This window comes from Prosthecobacter sp. (assembly GCF_044222565.1).
Taxonomy (GTDB): Bacteria; Verrucomicrobiota; Verrucomicrobiia; order Verrucomicrobiales; family Verrucomicrobiaceae; genus Prosthecobacter.
Genome location: NZ_JBGANA010000001.1, coordinates 175,709 through 193,950 on the forward strand (window position 1 = coordinate 175,709; position 18,242 = coordinate 193,950).

15 protein-coding genes and 1 tRNA gene are annotated in these 18,242 nt (G+C 59.3%); 9 read left to right on the forward strand and 7 right to left on the reverse strand.

Annotation, left to right across the window (positions count from 1 at the left end):
• Positions 1-16: 16 nt before the first annotated feature.
• Entirely contained in the window at positions 17-1,432 is a 1,416-nt protein-coding gene (leuC, locus tag ACILSR_RS00735) for a 3-isopropylmalate dehydratase large subunit (RefSeq protein ID WP_395747803.1), read from the reverse strand.
• 172 nt (positions 1,433-1,604) lie between these two features.
• Here leuC and dctA point away from each other — a divergent pair, with 172 nt between their 5' ends.
• A complete protein-coding gene (dctA, locus tag ACILSR_RS00740; RefSeq protein ID WP_395747804.1) occupies positions 1,605-2,861 on the forward strand; it encodes a C4-dicarboxylate transporter DctA in 1,257 nt (418 codons plus the stop codon).
• A gap of 65 nt (positions 2,862-2,926) precedes the next feature.
• Positions 2,927-3,355: a DUF2059 domain-containing protein gene (locus tag ACILSR_RS00745; RefSeq protein ID WP_395747805.1), complete on the forward strand. Its 429-nt coding sequence runs from the start codon at positions 2,927-2,929 to the stop codon at positions 3,353-3,355.
• Positions 3,356-3,389: 34 nt separating this feature from the next.
• Here the strand turns inward: ACILSR_RS00745 and ACILSR_RS00750 are convergent, their stop codons facing one another.
• Positions 3,390-5,906, reverse strand: coding sequence for a transglycosylase domain-containing protein (locus ACILSR_RS00750; protein WP_395747806.1), 2,517 nt, complete (start codon positions 5,904-5,906; stop codon positions 3,390-3,392).
• A gap of 74 nt (positions 5,907-5,980) precedes the next feature.
• Here ACILSR_RS00750 and ACILSR_RS00755 point away from each other — a divergent pair, with 74 nt between their 5' ends.
• From ACILSR_RS00755 to ACILSR_RS00765, 3 genes are all read left to right on the forward strand, one after another.
• Entirely contained in the window at positions 5,981-7,048 is a 1,068-nt protein-coding gene (locus tag ACILSR_RS00755; RefSeq protein WP_395747807.1) for a class I SAM-dependent methyltransferase, read from the forward strand.
• Positions 7,045-7,962: a TIGR01777 family oxidoreductase gene (locus ACILSR_RS00760; protein WP_395747808.1), complete on the forward strand. Its 918-nt coding sequence runs from the start codon at positions 7,045-7,047 to the stop codon at positions 7,960-7,962. The genes ACILSR_RS00755 and ACILSR_RS00760 overlap by 4 nt, the downstream gene beginning before the upstream one ends.
• Positions 7,963-8,044: 82 nt before the next feature.
• Positions 8,045-8,923: an HAD family hydrolase gene (locus tag ACILSR_RS00765; RefSeq protein ID WP_395747809.1), complete on the forward strand. Its 879-nt coding sequence runs from the start codon at positions 8,045-8,047 to the stop codon at positions 8,921-8,923.
• 65 nt (positions 8,924-8,988) lie between these two features.
• On the opposite strand, the gene ACILSR_RS00770 is transcribed toward ACILSR_RS00765, so the two are convergent.
• Together ACILSR_RS00770 and ACILSR_RS00775 are read right to left on the reverse strand one after the other, a co-directional pair.
• Positions 8,989-9,960, reverse strand: a complete 972-nt coding sequence (locus ACILSR_RS00770; RefSeq protein ID WP_395747810.1) for an NAD-dependent epimerase/dehydratase family protein — start codon at positions 9,958-9,960, stop codon at positions 8,989-8,991.
• A gap of 401 nt (positions 9,961-10,361) precedes the next feature.
• The gene (locus ACILSR_RS00775) at positions 10,362-10,793 is read right to left on the reverse strand and encodes a hypothetical protein (RefSeq protein WP_395747811.1); all 432 of its coding nucleotides are present in this window, start codon (positions 10,791-10,793) and stop codon (positions 10,362-10,364) included.
• A gap of 61 nt (positions 10,794-10,854) precedes the next feature.
• Here ACILSR_RS00775 and ACILSR_RS00780 point away from each other — a divergent pair, with 61 nt between their 5' ends.
• On the forward strand, positions 10,855-11,169 hold the full coding sequence (locus tag ACILSR_RS00780; protein ID WP_395747812.1) for a hypothetical protein: 315 nt from the start codon (positions 10,855-10,857) through the stop codon (positions 11,167-11,169).
• Positions 11,170-11,645: 476 nt separating this feature from the next.
• Here the strand turns inward: ACILSR_RS00780 and lptD are convergent, their stop codons facing one another.
• On the reverse strand, positions 11,646-14,036 hold the full coding sequence (gene lptD, locus ACILSR_RS00785) for an LPS assembly protein LptD (protein WP_395747813.1): 2,391 nt from the start codon (positions 14,034-14,036) through the stop codon (positions 11,646-11,648).
• A 225-nt stretch (positions 14,037-14,261) separates the two neighbouring features.
• Positions 14,262-15,053, reverse strand: a complete 792-nt coding sequence (gene lpxA / locus ACILSR_RS00790; RefSeq protein WP_395747814.1) for an acyl-ACP--UDP-N-acetylglucosamine O-acyltransferase — start codon at positions 15,051-15,053, stop codon at positions 14,262-14,264.
• 118 nt (positions 15,054-15,171) lie between these two features.
• On the opposite strand from lpxA, the gene ACILSR_RS00795 reads away from it, so the two are divergent.
• Both ACILSR_RS00795 and ACILSR_RS00800 read left to right on the forward strand, forming a co-directional pair.
• Positions 15,172-15,258: transfer RNA gene (locus ACILSR_RS00795), tRNA-Ser, on the forward strand.
• A 34-nt stretch (positions 15,259-15,292) separates the two neighbouring features.
• A complete protein-coding gene (locus ACILSR_RS00800) occupies positions 15,293-16,231 on the forward strand; it encodes a glycosyl hydrolase (RefSeq protein WP_395747815.1) in 939 nt (312 codons plus the stop codon).
• Here the strand turns inward: ACILSR_RS00800 and ACILSR_RS00805 are convergent, their stop codons facing one another.
• Positions 16,232-17,686 (reverse strand): AlkA N-terminal domain-containing protein, encoded by a 1,455-nt coding sequence (locus ACILSR_RS00805; RefSeq protein WP_395747816.1) that lies wholly within the window; start codon positions 17,684-17,686, stop codon positions 16,232-16,234.
• Positions 17,687-17,746: 60 nt separating this feature from the next.
• On the opposite strand from ACILSR_RS00805, the gene ACILSR_RS00810 reads away from it, so the two are divergent.
• A complete protein-coding gene (locus ACILSR_RS00810; RefSeq protein WP_395747817.1) occupies positions 17,747-18,235 on the forward strand; it encodes a methylated-DNA--[protein]-cysteine S-methyltransferase in 489 nt (162 codons plus the stop codon).
• Positions 18,236-18,242: the final 7 nt, after the last annotated feature.

The window sequence follows — 18,242 nt, forward strand, 5'->3', positions numbered from 1 at the left end:
TTGAAAGCAGTCTTTATTAACCTGCGATGCTGAAAACCTCGCGGGCATCAGCGATGCTGCCGGTGAGGGCGGCAGCGGCGACCATGACGGGGCTCATGAGAACGGTGCGGCCAGTGGTGCTGCCCTGACGTCCCTTGAAGTTACGGTTCGAAGAAGAAGCACAGAGCTGATCGCCCACGAGCTTGTCCGGGTTCATGGCCAGGCACATGGAGCAACCAGCGCCACGCCATTCAAAGCCGGCCTCGCTGAAGACCTCATGCAGACCCTCTTTGCGGGCGAGGACATCCACCACCTGCGATCCGGGAACGGCAATGGCTTTGACGCCCGCGGCCACCTTGCGGCCTTTGATGAACTTCGCCACTTCGCGGAAGTCGCTAAGACGGCCGTTGGTGCAGGAGCCGATGAAGGCGACGTCGATTTTCGTGCCCTTGATCGGCTGGCCCTCAGGCAGCTTCATGTAGTCCAGCGCATCCTGAATGGAGACACGGGCGGGTTCGGTGGTGGCGCTGGCGGCGGTCGGCACGTTTTCCGTGACGGCGATGGCCTGGTCCGGGCTGGTGCCCCAGGTGACTGTGGGCGGCACATCTTCAGCCTTGATGTTCACCACGTCGTCATAGACGCAGTCCTTGTCAGAAGCGACGGCACGCCATTGCGCAACGGTGGTGTCCCAGGCGTCTCCCGTCGGGGAATAGGGGCGGCCCTTGAGGTATTCGAAGGTCTTTTCATCCGGATTCACATAACCGCAGCGTGCACCACCTTCGATGCTCATGTTGCAGACGGTCATACGCTCTTCCATGGACATGGCGTCAAACAGGCTGCCGCCGTATTCATAAGCGTAGCCGATGCCGCCGTTGGCGCCCAGCAGGCGGATGATGTGGAGGATCACGTCCTTGGAATACACGCCCGGGCGGAGCTGGCCGTCCACATTGATGCGGCGCACCTTCATCTTGCCCAGCGCCATGGTCTGCGTGGCCAGAATGTCGCGCACCTGAGTGGTGCCGATGCCGAAGGCAATCGCTCCGAAGGCTCCATGGGTCGCAGTGTGGCTGTCACCACAGGCGATGGTGGTGCCGGGCTGGGTGATGCCCTGCTCAGGTCCGACCACGTGCACAATGCCCTGCTTGCCACTGGAAAGGCTGAAATAAGTGATGCCAAACTCCTGAGCGTTCTTGTTGAGCTCCTGGATCATCGCTTCTGCCAGAGGGTCGGCAAAGGGGGAGACCTGGCTGTCCGTCGGCACGATGTGGTCCACCGTGGCGAAGGTGCGGTGCGGGTAGGCGACTTTCAGATTGAGATCGCGCAGCATGCCAAAGGCCTGGGGGCTGGTCACTTCATGGACGAGATGAGTGTCGATGAGGAGCTGTGTCTGGCCATTGGCGAGGGTGCCGACGACGTGCGAGTTCCAGACTTTTTCGAAGAGTGTTGTGCCCATGATGCGTGCGATTTGGTGGTGTGAGGGGTGCGCAGGTTAGCACGGTCAGCGGAGGGTGCAAGGGTGGGGAGAGAAGAGGCAGCCACCCCTGACAGGGGGCGGGGGTCTTTCACTAATATGCGCGAAAGAATGCCTCTTGGCTTTTGCCACGGACCTGCCAGCATCGGCCCCCATGAAATGGCTCAAAAATCTCTACGTGCAGGTGCTGGTCGGAATCGTGCTGGGCATCCTGATGGGCTATTTGTGGCCGGCGGAGTCGATTCCGATGAAGACGCTGGGGGTCGCCTTTGTGAATGCGGTGAAGATGCTGATCGCGCCGATTATTTTCTGCACGATTGTGCATGGCATCGCGGGAATGGGCGACCTGAAGAAGCTGGGAAGCGTGGGGTGGAAGGCGCTGCTCTATTTTGAGGTGGTGACCACGGTGGCGCTGATCATCGGGCTGATGGTGGCGAAGGGGATCCAGCCGGGGTCCGGCATGCATGTGAATCCGGCGGACATCGTGCTGAGCGCGGAGGACCAGAAGGATTTTGACAAGTACACGAAGGCTGGAGAGGAGATGACGGTAACCGGGCATCTGCTGCAGATTATCCCGAAAACTTTTGTGAGCGCCTTTTCAGAAGGGGAAATTCTACAGGTGCTGTTCGTGGCCATCCTGGCCGGGGTGGCGCTGGCGCGGCTGGGTGAACGGGCACGGCCGATCACGCATCTGCTCGATTCGGTGGCTCAGATGTTTTTTGGCATTGTGGGCATCGTGACGAAGGCGGCGCCCATCGCTGCGTTTGGAGCCATGGCTTTTGTCATTGGCAAATTTGGCTTCGGCGCCCTCGGCAACCTCATCATGCTGATGGCCTGCGTGTATCTGACCTGCGTGCTGTTTGTCTTCGTCGTTTTGGGCGCCATCGCGTGGTGGCATGGTTTCAGCCTATGGAAGATTTTGAAGCATATCAAAGAGGAGCTGCTGCTCACGCTGGGAACTTCATCGTCTGAAGCGGCGCTCCCGGGGCTGATGCGCAAGATGGAAAAGAGCGGCTGCTCCGACGGCGTGGTGGGCATCGTGCTGCCGGCAGGTTACTCGTTCAATCTGGATGGAACCAGCATCTACCTCACGATGGCAGCCTTGTTTGTGGCGCAGGCGACCGACATTCCTCTGACGCTGATGCAGGAGCTGAGCATTCTTGGCATACTGCTGCTCACCTCAAAAGGTGCGGCGGCGGTGACGGGCGGCGGTTTCATCACGCTCGCGGCGACGCTGGGTGCCACGCACACAATCCCGGTGGCAGGTCTGGCTCTCATCATGGGCATTGACCGCTTTTTGTCTGAAGCACGCGCCATCACCAATCTGATCGGCAACACCGTGGCCATGCTGGTGGTGGCAAAGTGGGAAAATGAGTTTGATGCGGAGGCTGGAAAGATGCTGCTGAGATAAGACACTGCATTCTGACCACGCCCGTTGCTTCCTCCGCCCATTCCATTTCAATCGCTCCCTCCCCCATGCGCACCGCTCTCCTCACCCTCGTCCTTTCATGCATTCTCTCTGTACAGGCCGCAGAAAAAGATCCAGCTCTGATCCAGGACATCCGCAAATTTCTCGAACTGACCAATGTCGCAGAGCTGAGTTTTGCAGACATCAAAACCAACATCGAACTCCAGAGCCGTGCCAACCCGGACGTGCCGGCTGAATTCTGGAAGGAACTGACCGACAAGCTCAAGCCCCAGGAGTTCGTCGAGCGGATGGTGCCGATCTATGCCAGCCACTTTTCCCATGCCGAGATCAAGTCCTGGATCGCCTTCTTTGAGTCTCCCCACGGGCAGTCATTTCTCAAGAGCCAGGTCGCCGTCCTGAAGGAATGCAGTGCGGCGGGCCAGGCCTATGTGGAGGAAGTGGCTGCTCCGCTGCTCAAAAAGCTGCAGAAAAAGTAGCCCTCTTCCTTCACAAAAAAAAGACGCGCCCCCGTCAGAAATCAATCTTCATCGGCGGCGGCGGCGCGAGCTTGAGCTTCGGACCATCATCCTCCCCGCCTTCAACCGCATCCACGGGAATGGCTTTGCGGATCGGCGTGCCATCATCATTGACCGGGCTGGCACGCGGGACCGCCATCTCCGAATTGTAGGGGTCTTCGCCGATGACCGTCAGCGCCTTCATGCGCACGGGTTCGATGTTCACCCACTTCGTGGTCTCCGGGATGAGAGGGGCGGAGCCAAAGCTGAGCGCTGGAGACTGGTAGCCGAACTGCTTGATCTCGACCGGCAGACCCTCGCCCGTGTGCAGGTTGCAAAAGCCCTCCAGCGGCGTACCGGGACGCAGGTATTCAAAGTAGGTGGCGCGCACGGATTTTTCCCGACCGTCTGGGCCTTTGATTTTCTCGTAGCAGTAGTCGGTGGCGCGCATGCCGCTGCGTCTGCACATTTCCACACGTTCCGCCGTCTGCGGCGGTTCGATCTCCTGCGGCACGTACCGCGTGACGCTGGCATTGACCATGTCCGTCCATACCGGCAGCACAATGTGGTTGGAGAAGGCGCCGGGATAGATCGTCTTCTGCTTGTCAAACCCCGCCCATACCCCGCAGGTGACACCGGAGGTGTAGCCCAGGAACCACAGGTCCTTGAATTCGTAATGAGTCCCCGTCTTGCCCCCCGCCGGGAACTCCCCGAGCTTGTAATCACTCACGGCGGGACTGCCCGTGCCACGATGCAGGGCATCCACGAGACAAGTATGCGTCTGATACGCGGCTATGGGGTCCATGCTCTGCACACTGCGCAGGGCCGCCTCGGAAATCTGGAACACCGCCTTGTCATTGTTGTCAGTGATGCGCTGGATCAAATTCAACTTTTGCGGGCGGCTGCCGAGGGTGGGGAAATTCGAATACGCCAGGCACATCTCGCTCAGCCGCACCTCGCTGGCGCCCAGAAACATGGAGGGATAATCGCGCATTTCAGAGGTGATTCCCGCCTTCTGCGCCACTTGCTTGACCATCGGCACTCCCACGCGCTCTCCCAGCCGCACCGTGGCGGAGTTGCGCCCTTGGATCAGCGCCTCGCGCGAACTCATCGGCGCCTGCGTCCATTTCGGATTGTCCACCTCCGCACCCCATTCTCCGAGAATACCGGTCAGCCCCCCGATCATCACGCGGCGGTTATCCAGGGGAGCATCGTCCACCTTGGTGCCGGGATACAGCCCCGGATTGCTGAATGCCGCGGCGTACACCAGCGGTGTGAAGGCGGTCCCTGCCGGACGCACGCCGTCTGTGGCACGGTTGAACTGGCTGTCTCCGAAATCCCGCCCGCCCACCATGGCCAGAACACTGCCGTCCTTGTTGTCGATCATCAAAGCGGCCGCCTGCAGGTACTCCGGCAGCGGCTTCGGCGTGGCCGGATCAATCTCACCACGCCTCATGCGCGCGCGGTAGTCGGTCATGATCGCGCGGAATTGCGAATAGGTCTGGTGCTCGTAGCCCTGCCGCTTTTCCACTTCCGCCATGCGCTTGCTGACTGCTTCCTCCGTGGCCTTTTGCAGGTCCTGATCGATGCTGGTGTAGATTTTAAAGCCGCCGATGGAGGCGCGCTCCTCACCCACCAGATCCACCACCTCACGACGCACCGAGTCGAAGACGTAGCTCAGCCTCGGGTCCGCGCTCTGCGGAGCAGTGACAAGGGGCTTTTTCTTGAGCCTCGCCGCCTCTTCCTTTGTCAGCGTGCCCTCGATCGACATGCGTTCGAGCACATAGTTGCGCTCCTTCAGGGCACGCTGCGGATGCTTGATGGGCTGAATGTTGTTCGGGCTTTTGATCAGTCCCACGATCGTTGCAGACTCCTCGATGGTGAGATCCTTGGCGTCCTTGCCAAAATAGCCACGAGCAGCGGCCTGAATGCCGTAAAAGTTGATGCCAAAAAAGATGCGGTTCAGGTAGAACTCCAGGATCTCCGGCTTAGAAAACTGCTTCTCGATGCGCTGGGCGATGAACGCCTCCAGAATCTTGCGCTTGTAGCTGCGCTCCAGGAGTTTGAAGGTCTGGCGGGCGAGCTGCTGAGTGATCGTACTCGCGCCCTGGGTCACTTCCCGGGCCACAATGTTTTCCTTCACCGCTCGGGCCAGGCCGATGTAGTCCACACCGTCATGTTTGAAAAACCGTGAATCTTCCTGCGCAACGAGCGCGTCGATGAAATGCTGCGGCACTTCAGTCACAGGCACAGGAGTGCGGTTGAGCACATAAAGTCGCGCCATCTCATCTCCATCGCGGTCATAAATAATGCTCGCAGACTCAAGCTTCTTGAGCTCCTCCAGGTCAAACTTCTCAGCATCACGCCGCAGCGGTGCCACGATCACACTGTAAACGCCAAACGCCGCCACCAGGCAGAGCAGGCCAAAGGCCATCAGGGCGCTGAACCAGCCGCGGCGGTAAAACGGCAGTTTCAGGCCGGCTTCGCCACGCCAGTTGCGCACAGGCTTAGGATCGGGATCATCACGGAACATGGATTGGTAAGAAAGAGGAGCGTAGAACCTACCCCCCCTTCACATTCTCCGCCAGTCCTTTCCCTTGGCCCTGCATGTCTTCCCTGCCCCAGATCCTCCGCGCAAAACTCGCCGCCACACCTTCCGGACGGCTGCCCTTCGCACAGGTCATGGAACTGGCGCTCTATCATCCTGAACATGGCTATTATGGACCAGGGCCGCTCAAGATTGGCCGCCAAGGCGATTTTTTCACCAGCGTGAGCGTGGGGCCGCTGTATGGAAAACTCCTGGCCATGCGCGCCCTGCAGGATTGGCAGGCGCTGGGAAAACCTGCGGGATTCACGATCATCGAGCAAGGCGCCCACGACGGCCAGCTGGCGGAGGATATTCTGAGCGCTCTTGAAGGACACAACTTTCGCTACCTCATTGTGGAGCCCAACCCTGCCTACCGGGAAGCCCAGGCGCGGCGGCTGGACGGGCACCCGGTCCATTGGGTGGAAAATCTGGCCGCCCTCAAAAGCATCCCCTTGCATGCCTTCTTCGTCTGCAACGAACTGCCAGACGCCTTCCCGGTCCACCTCGTGCGGTGGAATGGGGAGCGCTGGGAGGAGATGTTCGTCGAGCCAGACGGTGCAGAAGCTTTTCGCTTCATCCCTGGCTCCTGCTCCTGCGAAGATCTGGAAGCTGAGGTGAAACACCTGCCGCATGATCTCACCACCGGTCATGTCCTCGAAATCAATCTCGCCATGCTCGCCTGGATTCGTGACCTCGCACAGTCAGCGTTTCGCGGTTCGATCTTCATTGCCGACTATGGTCTCGATGCTGAGGAGTTCTACGCCGACGCACGGGCGGAAGGCACCATCCGCCGCTACCGCCAGCACCAGATGGACGGCCACGTGCTCGAAGATCTGGGCGGTTGCGATCTCACCACCCATGTTAATTTCACGCGCCTGATCGAAGAGGCTCTGCGCCACGGGCTCCTCCAGCGCGAATACGACCTGCAGGGCCGTGTGCTTGGCCGCATGGCAACCGCCTGGATTCAAAGCCTCGAAGGCAGTCCGCTCGACCCAGCCACCATGCGTCAGTTTCAGTCCCTCACCCACCCGGCGCTGATGGGACGCTCATTTCGTTGTTTAATTCTGGAGAAACCACCATCCCCTTGAAGACGTTAGAAGGGGGTATGCGCATCGGCCTCACAGGAGCTACTGGCTTCATCGGCAGTCATTTTGCCTTGCTCGCGCATGGCCGGGGGCATCAAATCGTAGCCTACTCGCGTGGTCAAAAGGAGGCACCGGTGGCGGACGAAACACTGCGGCAGCCGCCTCAGGCTGCGCATGCTCTCCCAGAGACAAAGCTGGACGCGCTTGTGCATCTGGCCGGAGAATCTCTGATGGGGCTGTGGACGGCGGAAAAGCGGGACCGCATCTGGAAAAGCAGGGTGGATTTCACTGAAGCACTGGTCACCCACTTGGGCACATGGAAGGAAGAGAACCGCCCCAAGGTGCTGGTCTGCGCCTCCGGAGCCGGGTTTTATGGCGACAGCGGGCCGGAGATCGTAGATGAAGCCTCCCCACGCGGTGCTGGCTTCCTGGCGGATGTGTGCGCAGGCTGGGAAAAGGCGGCACACCGGGCGGAGGCGCTGGGCATGCGCGTTGTCAATCTGCGAACGGGCATGGTGCTTGGCCGCAATGGCGGAGCCTTCCCCCTGCTGCGCCGGGTATTTGGTCTCGGTCTCGGTGGCAGGCTGGGAAACGGCCGGCAATGGATGTCCTGGATTCACCTCAATGACGCGGTGCAGATCCTATTGAAGGCGCTCGAAACCGAAAGGGTGAGCGGCCCTGTAAACCTTTGCGCACCCGAGGCGGTGACCAACGCGGAGTTTACCCGGCAGCTTGCCGCAGCCCTCCATCGCCCGGCCTTTTTCCATGCCCCAGCCTTCGCACTCCGGCTCATTCTCCGAGGAATGGCAGACGAAATGCTGCTGAGCGGGCAGCGGGCGATGCCCCGCGTTGCCACAGAGATGGGCTATGCATTCGAGCATCCGGACCTCCCTGGCGCATTCGCGGCCCTCGTTTGAACGAGGAGTTTACGCCGGTTGACAGGGGTCTCAAACCACTGTCAACCATCGTCAACAACCGTAAACCACCGTCAACTCTCCCATGGCATCTCAGCAGACCACCATCGGCATCATCTACGACTACGACCAGACGCTCAGTCCCACGTACATGCAGGACGAGACGCTATTCCCCCACTTCGGCATCAATCCCGAGCAGTTCTGGAAGCGCAGCCGTGAGCTGGTCAATCAGGAGGGCTACGACGGCGAACTGGCCTACCTGAAATGCATGCTGGACTACCTTGACATGGACAGGCCCACCAATGACGACCTTCGGAAGCTCGGCGCGAAGCTCAATTTTTTTCGGGGCGTGCCCGAACTGTTCGACGAACTGAACAAGGTGCTCAACGACCAGCACCGCCTGCTGGGCGTGAAGATCGAGCATTACATCATCTCCAGCGGACTCAAGGCGCTGCTGGACGGCTCCGCTCTGGCGCCGTTTGTGAAGCGCATCTTCGGCTGCGAATTCGGCGAGGACAAAAACGGCCGCATTACCTTCCCGAAGCGCGTGATCAGCCACACCACGAAAACCCAGTACATATTCCGCATCAACAAAGGCATGCTGGAACCGAACGAGGACGTGAACGACCACATGGCCCATGAACTGCGCCCGATCCCCTTCCAGCACATGATCTATGTGGGGGACGGCCCGACCGATGTGCCGTGCTTCACGCTCATGAAGCGCTACGGCGGGCACGCCGTGGCGGTTTACAATCCCGATGAGGCCAGCCGCAGCAGCTTCCGCAAATGCTACCAGCTCACCGGCGTGGCGGACCGGGTCAAACACATCGCCCCGGCCGATTACCGTGCAGGCAGCCACCTGCGCCTCCTGCTGGAGGAGATGGTGACGGACATTGCCGACGGCATCGTCCGCAAAAAACGCCAGGAGATTGAAGAAGGCACGGTTTCAGCGCCGCATTTTTAGGGCAGCCCTGAGCGTGGCTGTCCTCTGGGACCCGGCAGCGAAGCGCCGCCGGCGGCAGAGACAGCCTAGCACACTGCAATCCCACGCTCACGCATGTCCCTGAACCAATCCACATAGGCGGGCACACCCTGCGCGATCGTGGTGGTGGGCTTGAAGCCGAGCAGAGATCTGGCCTTGCTAACGTCTGCCGAGGTAAGCGGCACATCCCCGGGCTGCTCCGGCATCTGATTGATGACCGCCTTTTTGCCAAGGGCCTGCTCGATTGTAGCAATCAGGTCATTCAGAGTGACGGTCTGGGAGCCGCCCAGATTGAAGATGTCGCAAACCGGACCGCTGCGGTAGTTCAGCGCGCCCACAATGCCATCCACAATGTCATGGATGAAGGTGTAGTCACGTGCGGTGCTGCCGTCTCCAAATTTGTCGATAGGCTTCCCGTCGTCAATAAGACGGCTGAATTTGGAAATGGCCAGGTCAGGGCGCTGACGTGGACCATAGACCGTAAAGAAACGCAGGGCCACAGTCTTGATTCCGTAGAGGTGGCTGTAATTGGAGCACATCTGTTCGCCCGCCATTTTGGTCATGGCATAAGGACTGATGGTCTGGAGAATCGGGTCGGCCTCGGCAAACGGAACCTTCTTGTTGACCCCATATACTGAAGAGCTGCTGGCAAAAACAAAATGCTTCACGCCGGTGCGCCGTGCCGCCTCCAGAAGGTGGAATGTGCCTTTGATGTTGGTGTCGATGTACAGCTCCGGCTGTTCAATGGAAGGCCGAACCCCCGCACGGGCGGCAAGGTGGATAACCGCGTCAAAATGACCCTTCTCAAAGGTTTCCGCCACAAATTGCGGACTGCTGATGTCGCCTTCACAGACCGTCACCTTCTGTCCAAGTGCTCGCACATTCTCCCGCTTGATCGATGGATTGTAATAATCGTTGAAGCTGTCGATAATGGTAATCTGCCCAACCTCATCTCGAATGAGGCGCTCAACGGTGTGGGAGCCGATGAATCCAGCTCCGCCAGTGACAAGAATTTTCATGCTAAAGAGGGTCTGGCGACCACGGTTGCGGGCCGCCGGATGAGCAACTAACGGGCAGCGAGCCGACATTTGCAAGGCATCAGGAGAAAGGGATTGACGCAAGGGGGCGAATTTCGCTAAATGTAGGGGAATTCTCTGAATTTTTTCTTTTCCAGTCTTTGAACCATGAGCGAACCCGAAAACACGCCACCCCAACCACCTTCTGGCTCAACGCCGAAGACCGCCGCCGTCCCGCTCAAAAAGGAGACCGTGCGCATCACCCTGCGTGGCCGTCCCAATGCAGGCGTGACCCAGCCACGTGAGTCCACGGCTCCCATTTCCCCGGCTACGGGTGGTATTCCGGCCTCCTTCAACACGACCTCCGTGGTTCCCATGGTGTCGAAAAAGTCCACAGCCCCGATTCAGCTTCCCTCGGCTCCCCTGCCTCCGCCTGCGCCAAAGTCCAGCACCGCACCGGTCAAGCTGCCTGCGCCGCCGATGTCTCCCCCTGCCCGGAAGACCACTGCTGCCGTTCCCGTGGTTTCCTCTCCTCCTCCGAGCGCACCCGCCCCTTCGGGCTCGATGCCGCCTCCGGCCCGCCCCCTGGCTCCTCCCACTGCACCGAGGCCCCCAGGAGCTCCGGTGGCCCCTGCGGCTCCAGGAGCGCCAAGTGCTCCCATGCCGCCGCGTCCTGCGGCTCCGCCGATGGCTGGTCTGCCGGCAGCCACCCGCCCGCTCAGCCAGAATCCAGCGGCTCCCCCTCCCCGTACCGAAACTGGCGCACCGACCGTTCCGCTGCAAAAGGCACCAGGACCTCGTCCTCCTTCAGCCCCTGGCGCAGGCACCGGCCCCATGGCTGGCGGTTCTGCCGCCCCGCTCCCGAAAGCAACTGTCAAGCTGCAGCCCACTCAGGCCATGCAGCGCCCATCCATCTCGGCTCCGCCTAGTGCGCCAGTGAAGCGTAGCGCTGCCGCTGATGCAGAGCAGTTCTATGAAGAAAAGGATCCGGAAGCTGGCTTGGTCCCCTTGTCGGTGATCTGCTTCGTGCTCTCCGCTGTCCTGATGACGGTGCAGCTCCTCGGCTCCGACAGTGCCGGTTTTGTTGACAAGGACGGCAGCTCTCCGGTCAAGGTTCCTGAGGTGCTCAGACAGGAATGGGAAACCTTCTCGAAAGTGTCCGCCACTTGGTCCAATGATAAGTTTGCCGGCACCTTGAAGCCGATTCCTTGAAATCCTTCTCTGACAGACTCACTTTCACTTCTCTCATTTCATGCCTCTTGCCTGGTTAGTATTCATCCTCGCCGTAGCCGCTTTGGCCCTCAATTTCCTCGCCAAGAGCGGCGGGGGCATGTGAGCCACGCGACGGCGAGTTTCTACAAGCAGCCTCCCATTGTTTCATTTGCCACCCGCTAGGAGGCATTGGGAGTTCGATTGAGTCTGATTGCGCCGCACACGGATGACACATCAGCGTATGCCGACGGGGAAAAAATGGCATTCCCGGGGCTGGCCACTTTCTCTTGAATGAAAACTCGGGGCATGCGCAGATTTGCGCCAGATCGTGCCAGCTCATTTCACTGAGCCATCTCTTCAGACCCAAGGAAAAACAAGGCACGGGTCCCATCTCCCAGCCAGAGCCTCAGAGCATGCCGCGCCCAACAAGTGAAGGGATCCCTTTAATTTGTTCAAAACCGACCCACGAGCGGTGGCTACTGCTTGCCGCCACGACCTCCGGGATTCGGATCCATGTCGAGGTCGAAATTGAATTTCGGGAAGTCCTTGAGAGTGAAGGACAGGAGAAGGCCGAAATCTGACATGCCATTGCCGTTGTTGCGTGACATAACTCCGAAGGAAGCGACCCAGCTGCTGAGGTCTTTCGAGACGCTGTAGCTCTGGAATTGCAGGATGCCCGCGGACGCTTCGTAAATGTGGTAGGTGCTGAAGCCAAAATCCTCGTTCAAACGGGCATACAGGCGCGTGTAAAGCAGGCTGCTGTTGCGGAAGAACGGGTGGTCGTGAATGTATTGATGCCCCATTTCAAACGAGGTGCTTTTGTTGATCAGCCAGGTCATGCTGTTGTTGGCTTCCGTGAAGCTGCCCACACCACCTTGAATGGGGAGCTGCAGGTCAGAACGCAGGCTGGCCCATGGCACGGGCACCCAAAACAACTCGTTATAGACGTTGGAGAGGCTTCTGCCGTACTCAGGGTCCTTGCCAAAGACGTTCACATAAGTGTTCATGCCCGCCCACGTGTAGGTCTGTTCATCCCCGCCGGCGGGCGTTTCCCAAAAGCCGCCGTAGCCGTTGCTTCCCATGTAGTCACGTTTCGTCTGGAGCAGGTTGCGGAAGCCAACACGCGCCACATTCCATGACCGCAGACTGTCCACAGCAGTGAACAAGGGCACGTCAATGGAACGCGGCCTTGTGGTCGCGGAAAGCCTGTCAATGGCGGGAAGGCCGGCGTTTTGATTCGCGTCCAGGTAGGAATAGTTCAGGTAGGGCTGGAACACATGGCGGATGCCATTGAGTCCGAGCATCGGCACCTGCACCTCGCTCCAGTTTTTGGAAAGCTTGAAGGAGACGTCCAGACCCATGCTGAAAATGCCCCGGGTGTAGTGACTGAGCCCGGTCGGACTGCCGACAATGCCCGTGTAACTCGTGAGGCCCGCACCGATCCTTGGCGTCACATTCAGCCAGCCCATGAAAGTCTTCGGGTACAGAAACTCATGATATGTGTGGAAACGGCCGTAACCTGGCTGCCTCAGCCTGCTGGAGATGGCTCCAAGTCCCTGCGTCACATCCACAGGGGTCAGCGTGGCCGCTCTGGGCTGTCCCGCGAGACTGAGGAAGGAAGAAGCCGCAGTGCCCAAAGGATCGGACAGCACCCCAGCCAGACCACCCGCCCCCAGCGCCTGCAGGCGGAGCAGTTCAGCCTTTTCCTGGTTGCCCACCAGTTCGCCGATGATTCCAGCACTGATCGTTCCCTGGTGGTAAATCCCCGTGTTCCAAAGCGGCCGCCGGGTAAAATCAATGGAGAGTTCGGGCAGACGTGTGGTCGTGCGGTAGAAGTTGTTCAGCTTGAACTTCGCCATCAGAGTGGCGACATACGAGTCATTCGTGTGAATGAGGGAGACCAGATTGTCCGGTTCGCGATTGGTGCGGTAGTCGTTGAAGAAGAAGTCTTCGTAAAAGTGAATGTCGCTGATCTTGTTGATGTCGAAATCCAGATACCAGGTGTTAACATCAGGACCCGGAAGGTAGATGCGATGTTGAAAGTTGACGCGATATCGGTCCGTCGGCACCGGGTAACGGGTCGCGCTGGTCGCGTTCGTATTTGGGGCGATATCATTGACCCCGTAAATCTTCAAAGTGCCAAAGTTCTGCCGGTTGGCGCTGTGGCGCAGCGAAATGAAGTCCACCCCTGCACCCACCCCACGCTTGCTGCGGAGGTCAAATTTGTATTTCGCATAGGTATGATCGCCGTGCACCACGGCCAGCTGCGTGAGCAGGAACGCCCCCCAGCGGCTTTGAAAGCCGGGCCCAAGCCGCAGATTTGTCTCTTCATCCAGCGATTTGGTCACTTTCGGCACCCAGAAAATGGGCGTTTTACCGGCGTACATTTTCACATCCTTGAGGATGGCCTTGTCATCTGGATAGACCGTCAGTTCTTTGACGCTCAGCCGGTAGTTCGGATCCTGCACATCATGGGACGTGAAAGACACCCCCGTGGCATCAATCCTGTTCTCGAGCTTGCTGCTTGAGTGGAAATCTTCCGCCCTGAAGAAAAACATGCCTGCAGTTCTTCTGAATCCGCCACCCGATGAGCCGCCGGTGCCGGTCATTCCAGTGCCTGGAATACCAGGGGACCCCGCAGCTATTCCTGTGATCACATTCCTGCCCGACATCTCACCCGTGATGGAATTGTAGGTGATCGAATCTCCACGGTAGATCGTGCCATCCCGCCAGATCGTCACTCCATCCTTGGCGATGACTTCGCCGGTTGACTGGTTATACTGCGCACTACCACAGCGCATCTCGACATTTCCGTATTGAATGTGCACGTCGCCCGTCACCGTCGCGAGGCCAGTTTCCGGATCCATTGTCGTGGTTAAACCACGGATATTGAGATCACTCGTGAGGCTGTCGAGAAGGGATTGCCCGTTCGCCGCCCCGACGAATGCCAGGACGCAAACAAGAACCGTCACGCAAAATCTTGAAAAAATCATAACACGAGAAAGCACCGTCCTAAATAGGCAGGAAGATGAGAATCCCCTAAATAGGCTACTGGAAACGTGGTGACAAGAAAAAGCCGGAGTTTTTTCGCCTCACTCGTCCCCTGTTCCGCGACGCACGGAAGCCACCCCTTTTTTGCTCGGTGCCCGCACAAATTCCAGCAGCCGCCGCGCTTTTTCGGGCCATTCCCGGGCCAAAGCCTGCTCCAAGGCCTGGGACATGTTCAGCCCGCTGCAAAAGAGCATGTGAAACAGCTCTTTGACCGCCGCCCGATCCTCTGAAGAGAAGCCCTGCCGGCGCAGGCCGATCACGTTCAGTCCGGTCATGCGGTTGATGCGGTTCCCCGCACAGTAATGCGGCAGGTCCTTGCTGAAACTGCTGTTCCCCTGCATCAGGCAATAGTCTCCGATGCGCAGAAACTGGTGCACCACCGATCCCCCCCCCAGGAAGGCACCGTTGCCCATGTGGACATGGCCGGCCAGCAGCACAGAATTCGCCAGGATGTTTTTGTCCCCCAGCACCACGTCATGCGCCAGGTGGCAGCCCACCATGAGAAAATTCCCATCCCCAATGCGCGTCGCCGCCCCCGGCTTGCTGCCGCGATGAATCGTCACATGCTCGCGAATGACATTGTTTTTGCCCAAAATGACGCTGCTCTGCGTGCTGGGATCAAATCCCAGGTCCTGAGGTTCCGCCCCGATCACCGCCCCGCGTCCGATCTTGGTCCCCTCCCCCACCACCACGTGCCCTACGAGCTGCGCGTGCGCCTCGATCTTGCATCCCGGACCCACCTCGGAGGGGCCGTCGATGACCACATAAGGGCCGATCTCGGCAGTCGGGTCAATTTGGGCGCTCGGATCAATCAGGGCAGTCTTGTGAATCATGCGCAGTGATCATGAACGCCCACTCGCCGAGATCAATCCTGACTTGCAGCTCCTGCAAACTTCCTCTTGGCAGGCTGCATCCCGTTGCTTATTGTCACTGTTCCGCAACGCAGCACCAGGAGAGGTGGTCGAGTGGTTTATGGCTCCAGTCTTGAAAACTGGCGTGGGTTTATCCCCACCGTGGGTTCGAATCCCACCCTCTCCGCGCTGACGAGTCCGCACCAGATCAGCGCACGCTCATGCTCCTCCGCACCGCTTTTTTCGCCCTCCTTTCTGTTTCAGTTTCCGCCGAGCCTCTCCTCGGCGTCCACGGAGAAAACTCCATGCAGCGCGTGCTGGATTTTGAAGCATGGCTGGGCCGCAAAGTGGACGTCATTCTCTGCACGGTGGATTTCCAAAAGTGGGAAAACTACCGCTATGCCAGCTGGCTGAGCCAGACCGTGTATGGGCAGCGTGGCGACCGCCGCCTGGTCTATGACGTGCCCATCATCATCACTGGGGCCAGCTATGCAGAAGCGAAGACTGGAGCCTACGATGATCACTGGAAGTGCCTGGCAGGCTCCATCTTGGAAAACAATCCTGGCGACTACGAAATCGTGATTCGCCCCAGCCATGAAATGAATGGCGAGTGGTTTGCCTGGGGCGTGGGCGGCTCCAAGGCCTCGCAAATCCCAGACTTCATCGAATCCTGGAAACGCTTCCATGGTGCCTTCCGCAGCGCGCCGGGCGGAGCACGGTTCAGATTCTGCTTTTCCACCACGGAAGGCGCCAGCGATCCCCGCCCCATGTGGCCCGGCGACGAGTATGTGGATCTCGTGGGCCAGGATGTGTATTGGAAGCCGAAGGTCATGGGTGGTGAAGGCTGGGAAACCAATGATCCCAAGGAAGCCTGGGAAAAGCGCGTCAGCCCCTACGGCTACAATGAATGGAACCTCGCCGGCATGCTCGCTTTTGCAAAAGCCCACAAAAAACCCTTTCAGATCGACGAATGGGGCGTGTGGGGTCCGGACGCAGCCTCCTTTGTCGAATCGATGGCAGCCTTCCTGAAGGCGAACGACGTGAGGTCCCACACCTACTGGGAATCGAACGCCGGCTATCCCGGCGAGCTGCACCAACGCGAGAAGGAATGGCCGGCAACGACGCAGGCATTCAAGACCGCTTTTGGGAAAGCAAAGTAATCACAGGCTGTTCCACACATGCAGCACAGCATAGCTGCGCCAAGGTCGCCATGCCTGCGACATCTCCTCGGCCTGCTTCGCGGTGACTCCGCCCAACTTGTTCCGAACCGCGATATCTTCCTTGGGAAAAGCATCCGGCCAGCGCAGAGCACGCATGGCAATGTAGTGAGCCGTCCAGGGGCCGATGCCCGGAAAGGTAACTAGCTGGGCAATGGTGGCCTCGGGATCGGCACCCGGCTCGAGCTGAAGTGTGCCCGAACGAATGGCCTCTGCCATCGCGAGAATACATGCGGCACGAGTACGAATGATGCCAAGACTGGCAATGCCCTCCACCGTCGCTCGCGTGACCCTAGTGGCCAAAGGCGAGAGTCGGCTCAACTCAGGAAAAGGCGTCTCAATTTTTTCGCCGAAGGCTTCAGCGTAACGACAGGCGATCTTAGTGGCCGCCTGCACCGTGATTTGCTGGCCGAGGATGGCCCGCACGGCCATCTCGAAGCCATCGAATGCTCCCGGCACGCGGAGGCCGGGCTTTTGCAAAACGGCAGGTCTCAATCGCGGATCCTGCATAAGGTGCGCGGCGATGACGTCAGGACGTGCGGAGAGATCGAACACGTTGCGCAGGCGACCAAGCAGCGCAGGCAGAACAGGAGCGAGCGAATGGGTGAACTCCACCTGCAGCGCGTTCTTGGCCGGCGCGTTGGACACTTTGATCCACCCCGTGTGGTCCCCAAGCCGAACGGTGCGTGAATACGTGCCATCTGAAACGAACTCGACCTCACGAATCGCACGTCCCGCAAGGAACTGCAGCATGGCCTCCCAATCGTAAGGCGGACGATAGCCCAGTTGCAGAATTGAGGTGTCGGTGGCTTGTAGCTTGGCGGGATGTGTCGCAGCTTCTTTGCGCAGGCGCGTGGGCGGCATGCGGTAGTGAGTGCTGAAGGCGTCATTGAATCGGCGCAAACTGGAAAAGCCGCTGGCAAAGGCCACATCGATGACGGGCAGCTTGGTGTCGGTGAGAAGTTGCTTCGCCAAAAGCAGACGTCTCGTCTGAATCAGCTCCATGGGCGAAACACCAAGCTCCTGCTGTACGATGCGCCTCAACTGACGCGAGCTGAGGTGAAACTGTGCCGCAATCTCCTCCAGTCCCGCGCCTTCATCCGCGAGTCCTTCATCCATGCGGTGCACAATGAGATCCGCGAGCCGGTGGGCCTGATCCACCGGCGCATGACCCGGTGCGAGTTCGGGGCGGCAGCGCAGGCAGGGGCGGAAAGATGCCTTCTCCGCTGCTCCGGCATTGGGATAAAACTGGCAATTCTCGCGCTTCGGAATTTTAACCGGGCAGATGGGACGGCAGTAAACGCCGGTTGATGTGACGCCGACGTAAAACACGCCGTCAAAGCGCGGATCGCGGGATTTCAGGGCGCTGTAGGCGGCATCGTCATCAATGAGGTTCATGGTGTTTGGAGATGCGGCAGTCTGGTTCCTTTCCACTGATACGGCTGGCCGTTTTCGGACATGAGGTTTATTTTAACTTCATGTCCGAAAACGACGCTCACGCTGGTGGCCAATGACCACGGACTGGCGGCAGTGCTGTGGGAAGACGATGATCCGAAGCGCGTGCGCCTTGGGCCGCTGCACGAAAACAAGCATCATCCCGTCCTGCTGGAGGCGGAGCGGCAGCTGCGAGACTACTTTGCGGGCCGGCTGGAAAAGTTTGCGCTGAAGCTGGACTTTGCCGGCACCGAATTTCAGAAGCAGGTGTGGGACGCCTTGCTCACAATTCCCTTTGGCGAGACTCGCAGCTACGCGCAGATCGCCGAGCAGATCGGCAACCCCACTGCTGTGCGCGCCGTCGGTGCCGCCAATGGCAAAAACCCCATCTCCATCATCGCCCCATGCCATCGCGTCATCGGTTCCAATGGCAAGCTCACCGGCTTTGCGGGGGGCATGGAGGCAAAGGCGTTTTTGCTAAAGCTGGAAGGCAGGGAACTGGCGCTGGAATAGTGGGCCA

Bases quoted from the DNA above. Each gene is read 5' to 3' on its own strand.
- ACILSR_RS00780 (WP_395747812.1), top strand. From the start codon at position 10,855: ATGCAGCGCCCATCCATCTCGGCTCCGCCTAGTGCGCCAGTGAAGCGT.
- ACILSR_RS00765 (WP_395747809.1), top strand. From the start codon at position 8,045: ATGGCATCTCAGCAGACCACCATCGGCATCATCTACGACTACGACCAG.
- ACILSR_RS00805 (WP_395747816.1), bottom strand. From the start codon at position 17,686: ATGAACCTCATTGATGACGATGCCGCCTACAGCGCCCTGAAATCCCGC.
- ACILSR_RS00755 (WP_395747807.1), top strand. From the start codon at position 5,981: ATGTCTTCCCTGCCCCAGATCCTCCGCGCAAAACTCGCCGCCACACCT.
- ACILSR_RS00775 (WP_395747811.1), bottom strand. From the start codon at position 10,793: ATGGGGCCGGTGCCTGCGCCAGGGGCTGAAGGAGGACGAGGTCCTGGT.
- lpxA (WP_395747814.1), bottom strand. From the start codon at position 15,053: ATGATTCACAAGACTGCCCTGATTGATCCGAGCGCCCAAATTGACCCG.
- leuC (WP_395747803.1), bottom strand. From the start codon at position 1,432: ATGGGCACAACACTCTTCGAAAAAGTCTGGAACTCGCACGTCGTCGGC.
- ACILSR_RS00745 (WP_395747805.1), top strand. From the start codon at position 2,927: ATGCGCACCGCTCTCCTCACCCTCGTCCTTTCATGCATTCTCTCTGTA.
- dctA (WP_395747804.1), top strand. From the start codon at position 1,605: ATGAAATGGCTCAAAAATCTCTACGTGCAGGTGCTGGTCGGAATCGTG.
- ACILSR_RS00770 (WP_395747810.1), bottom strand. From the start codon at position 9,960: ATGAAAATTCTTGTCACTGGCGGAGCTGGATTCATCGGCTCCCACACC.
- ACILSR_RS00810 (WP_395747817.1), top strand. From the start codon at position 17,747: ATGAGGTTTATTTTAACTTCATGTCCGAAAACGACGCTCACGCTGGTG.
- ACILSR_RS00750 (WP_395747806.1), bottom strand. From the start codon at position 5,906: ATGTTCCGTGATGATCCCGATCCTAAGCCTGTGCGCAACTGGCGTGGC.
- lptD (WP_395747813.1), bottom strand. From the start codon at position 14,036: ATGGATCCGGAAACTGGCCTCGCGACGGTGACGGGCGACGTGCACATT.
- ACILSR_RS00800 (WP_395747815.1), top strand. From the start codon at position 15,293: ATGCTCCTCCGCACCGCTTTTTTCGCCCTCCTTTCTGTTTCAGTTTCC.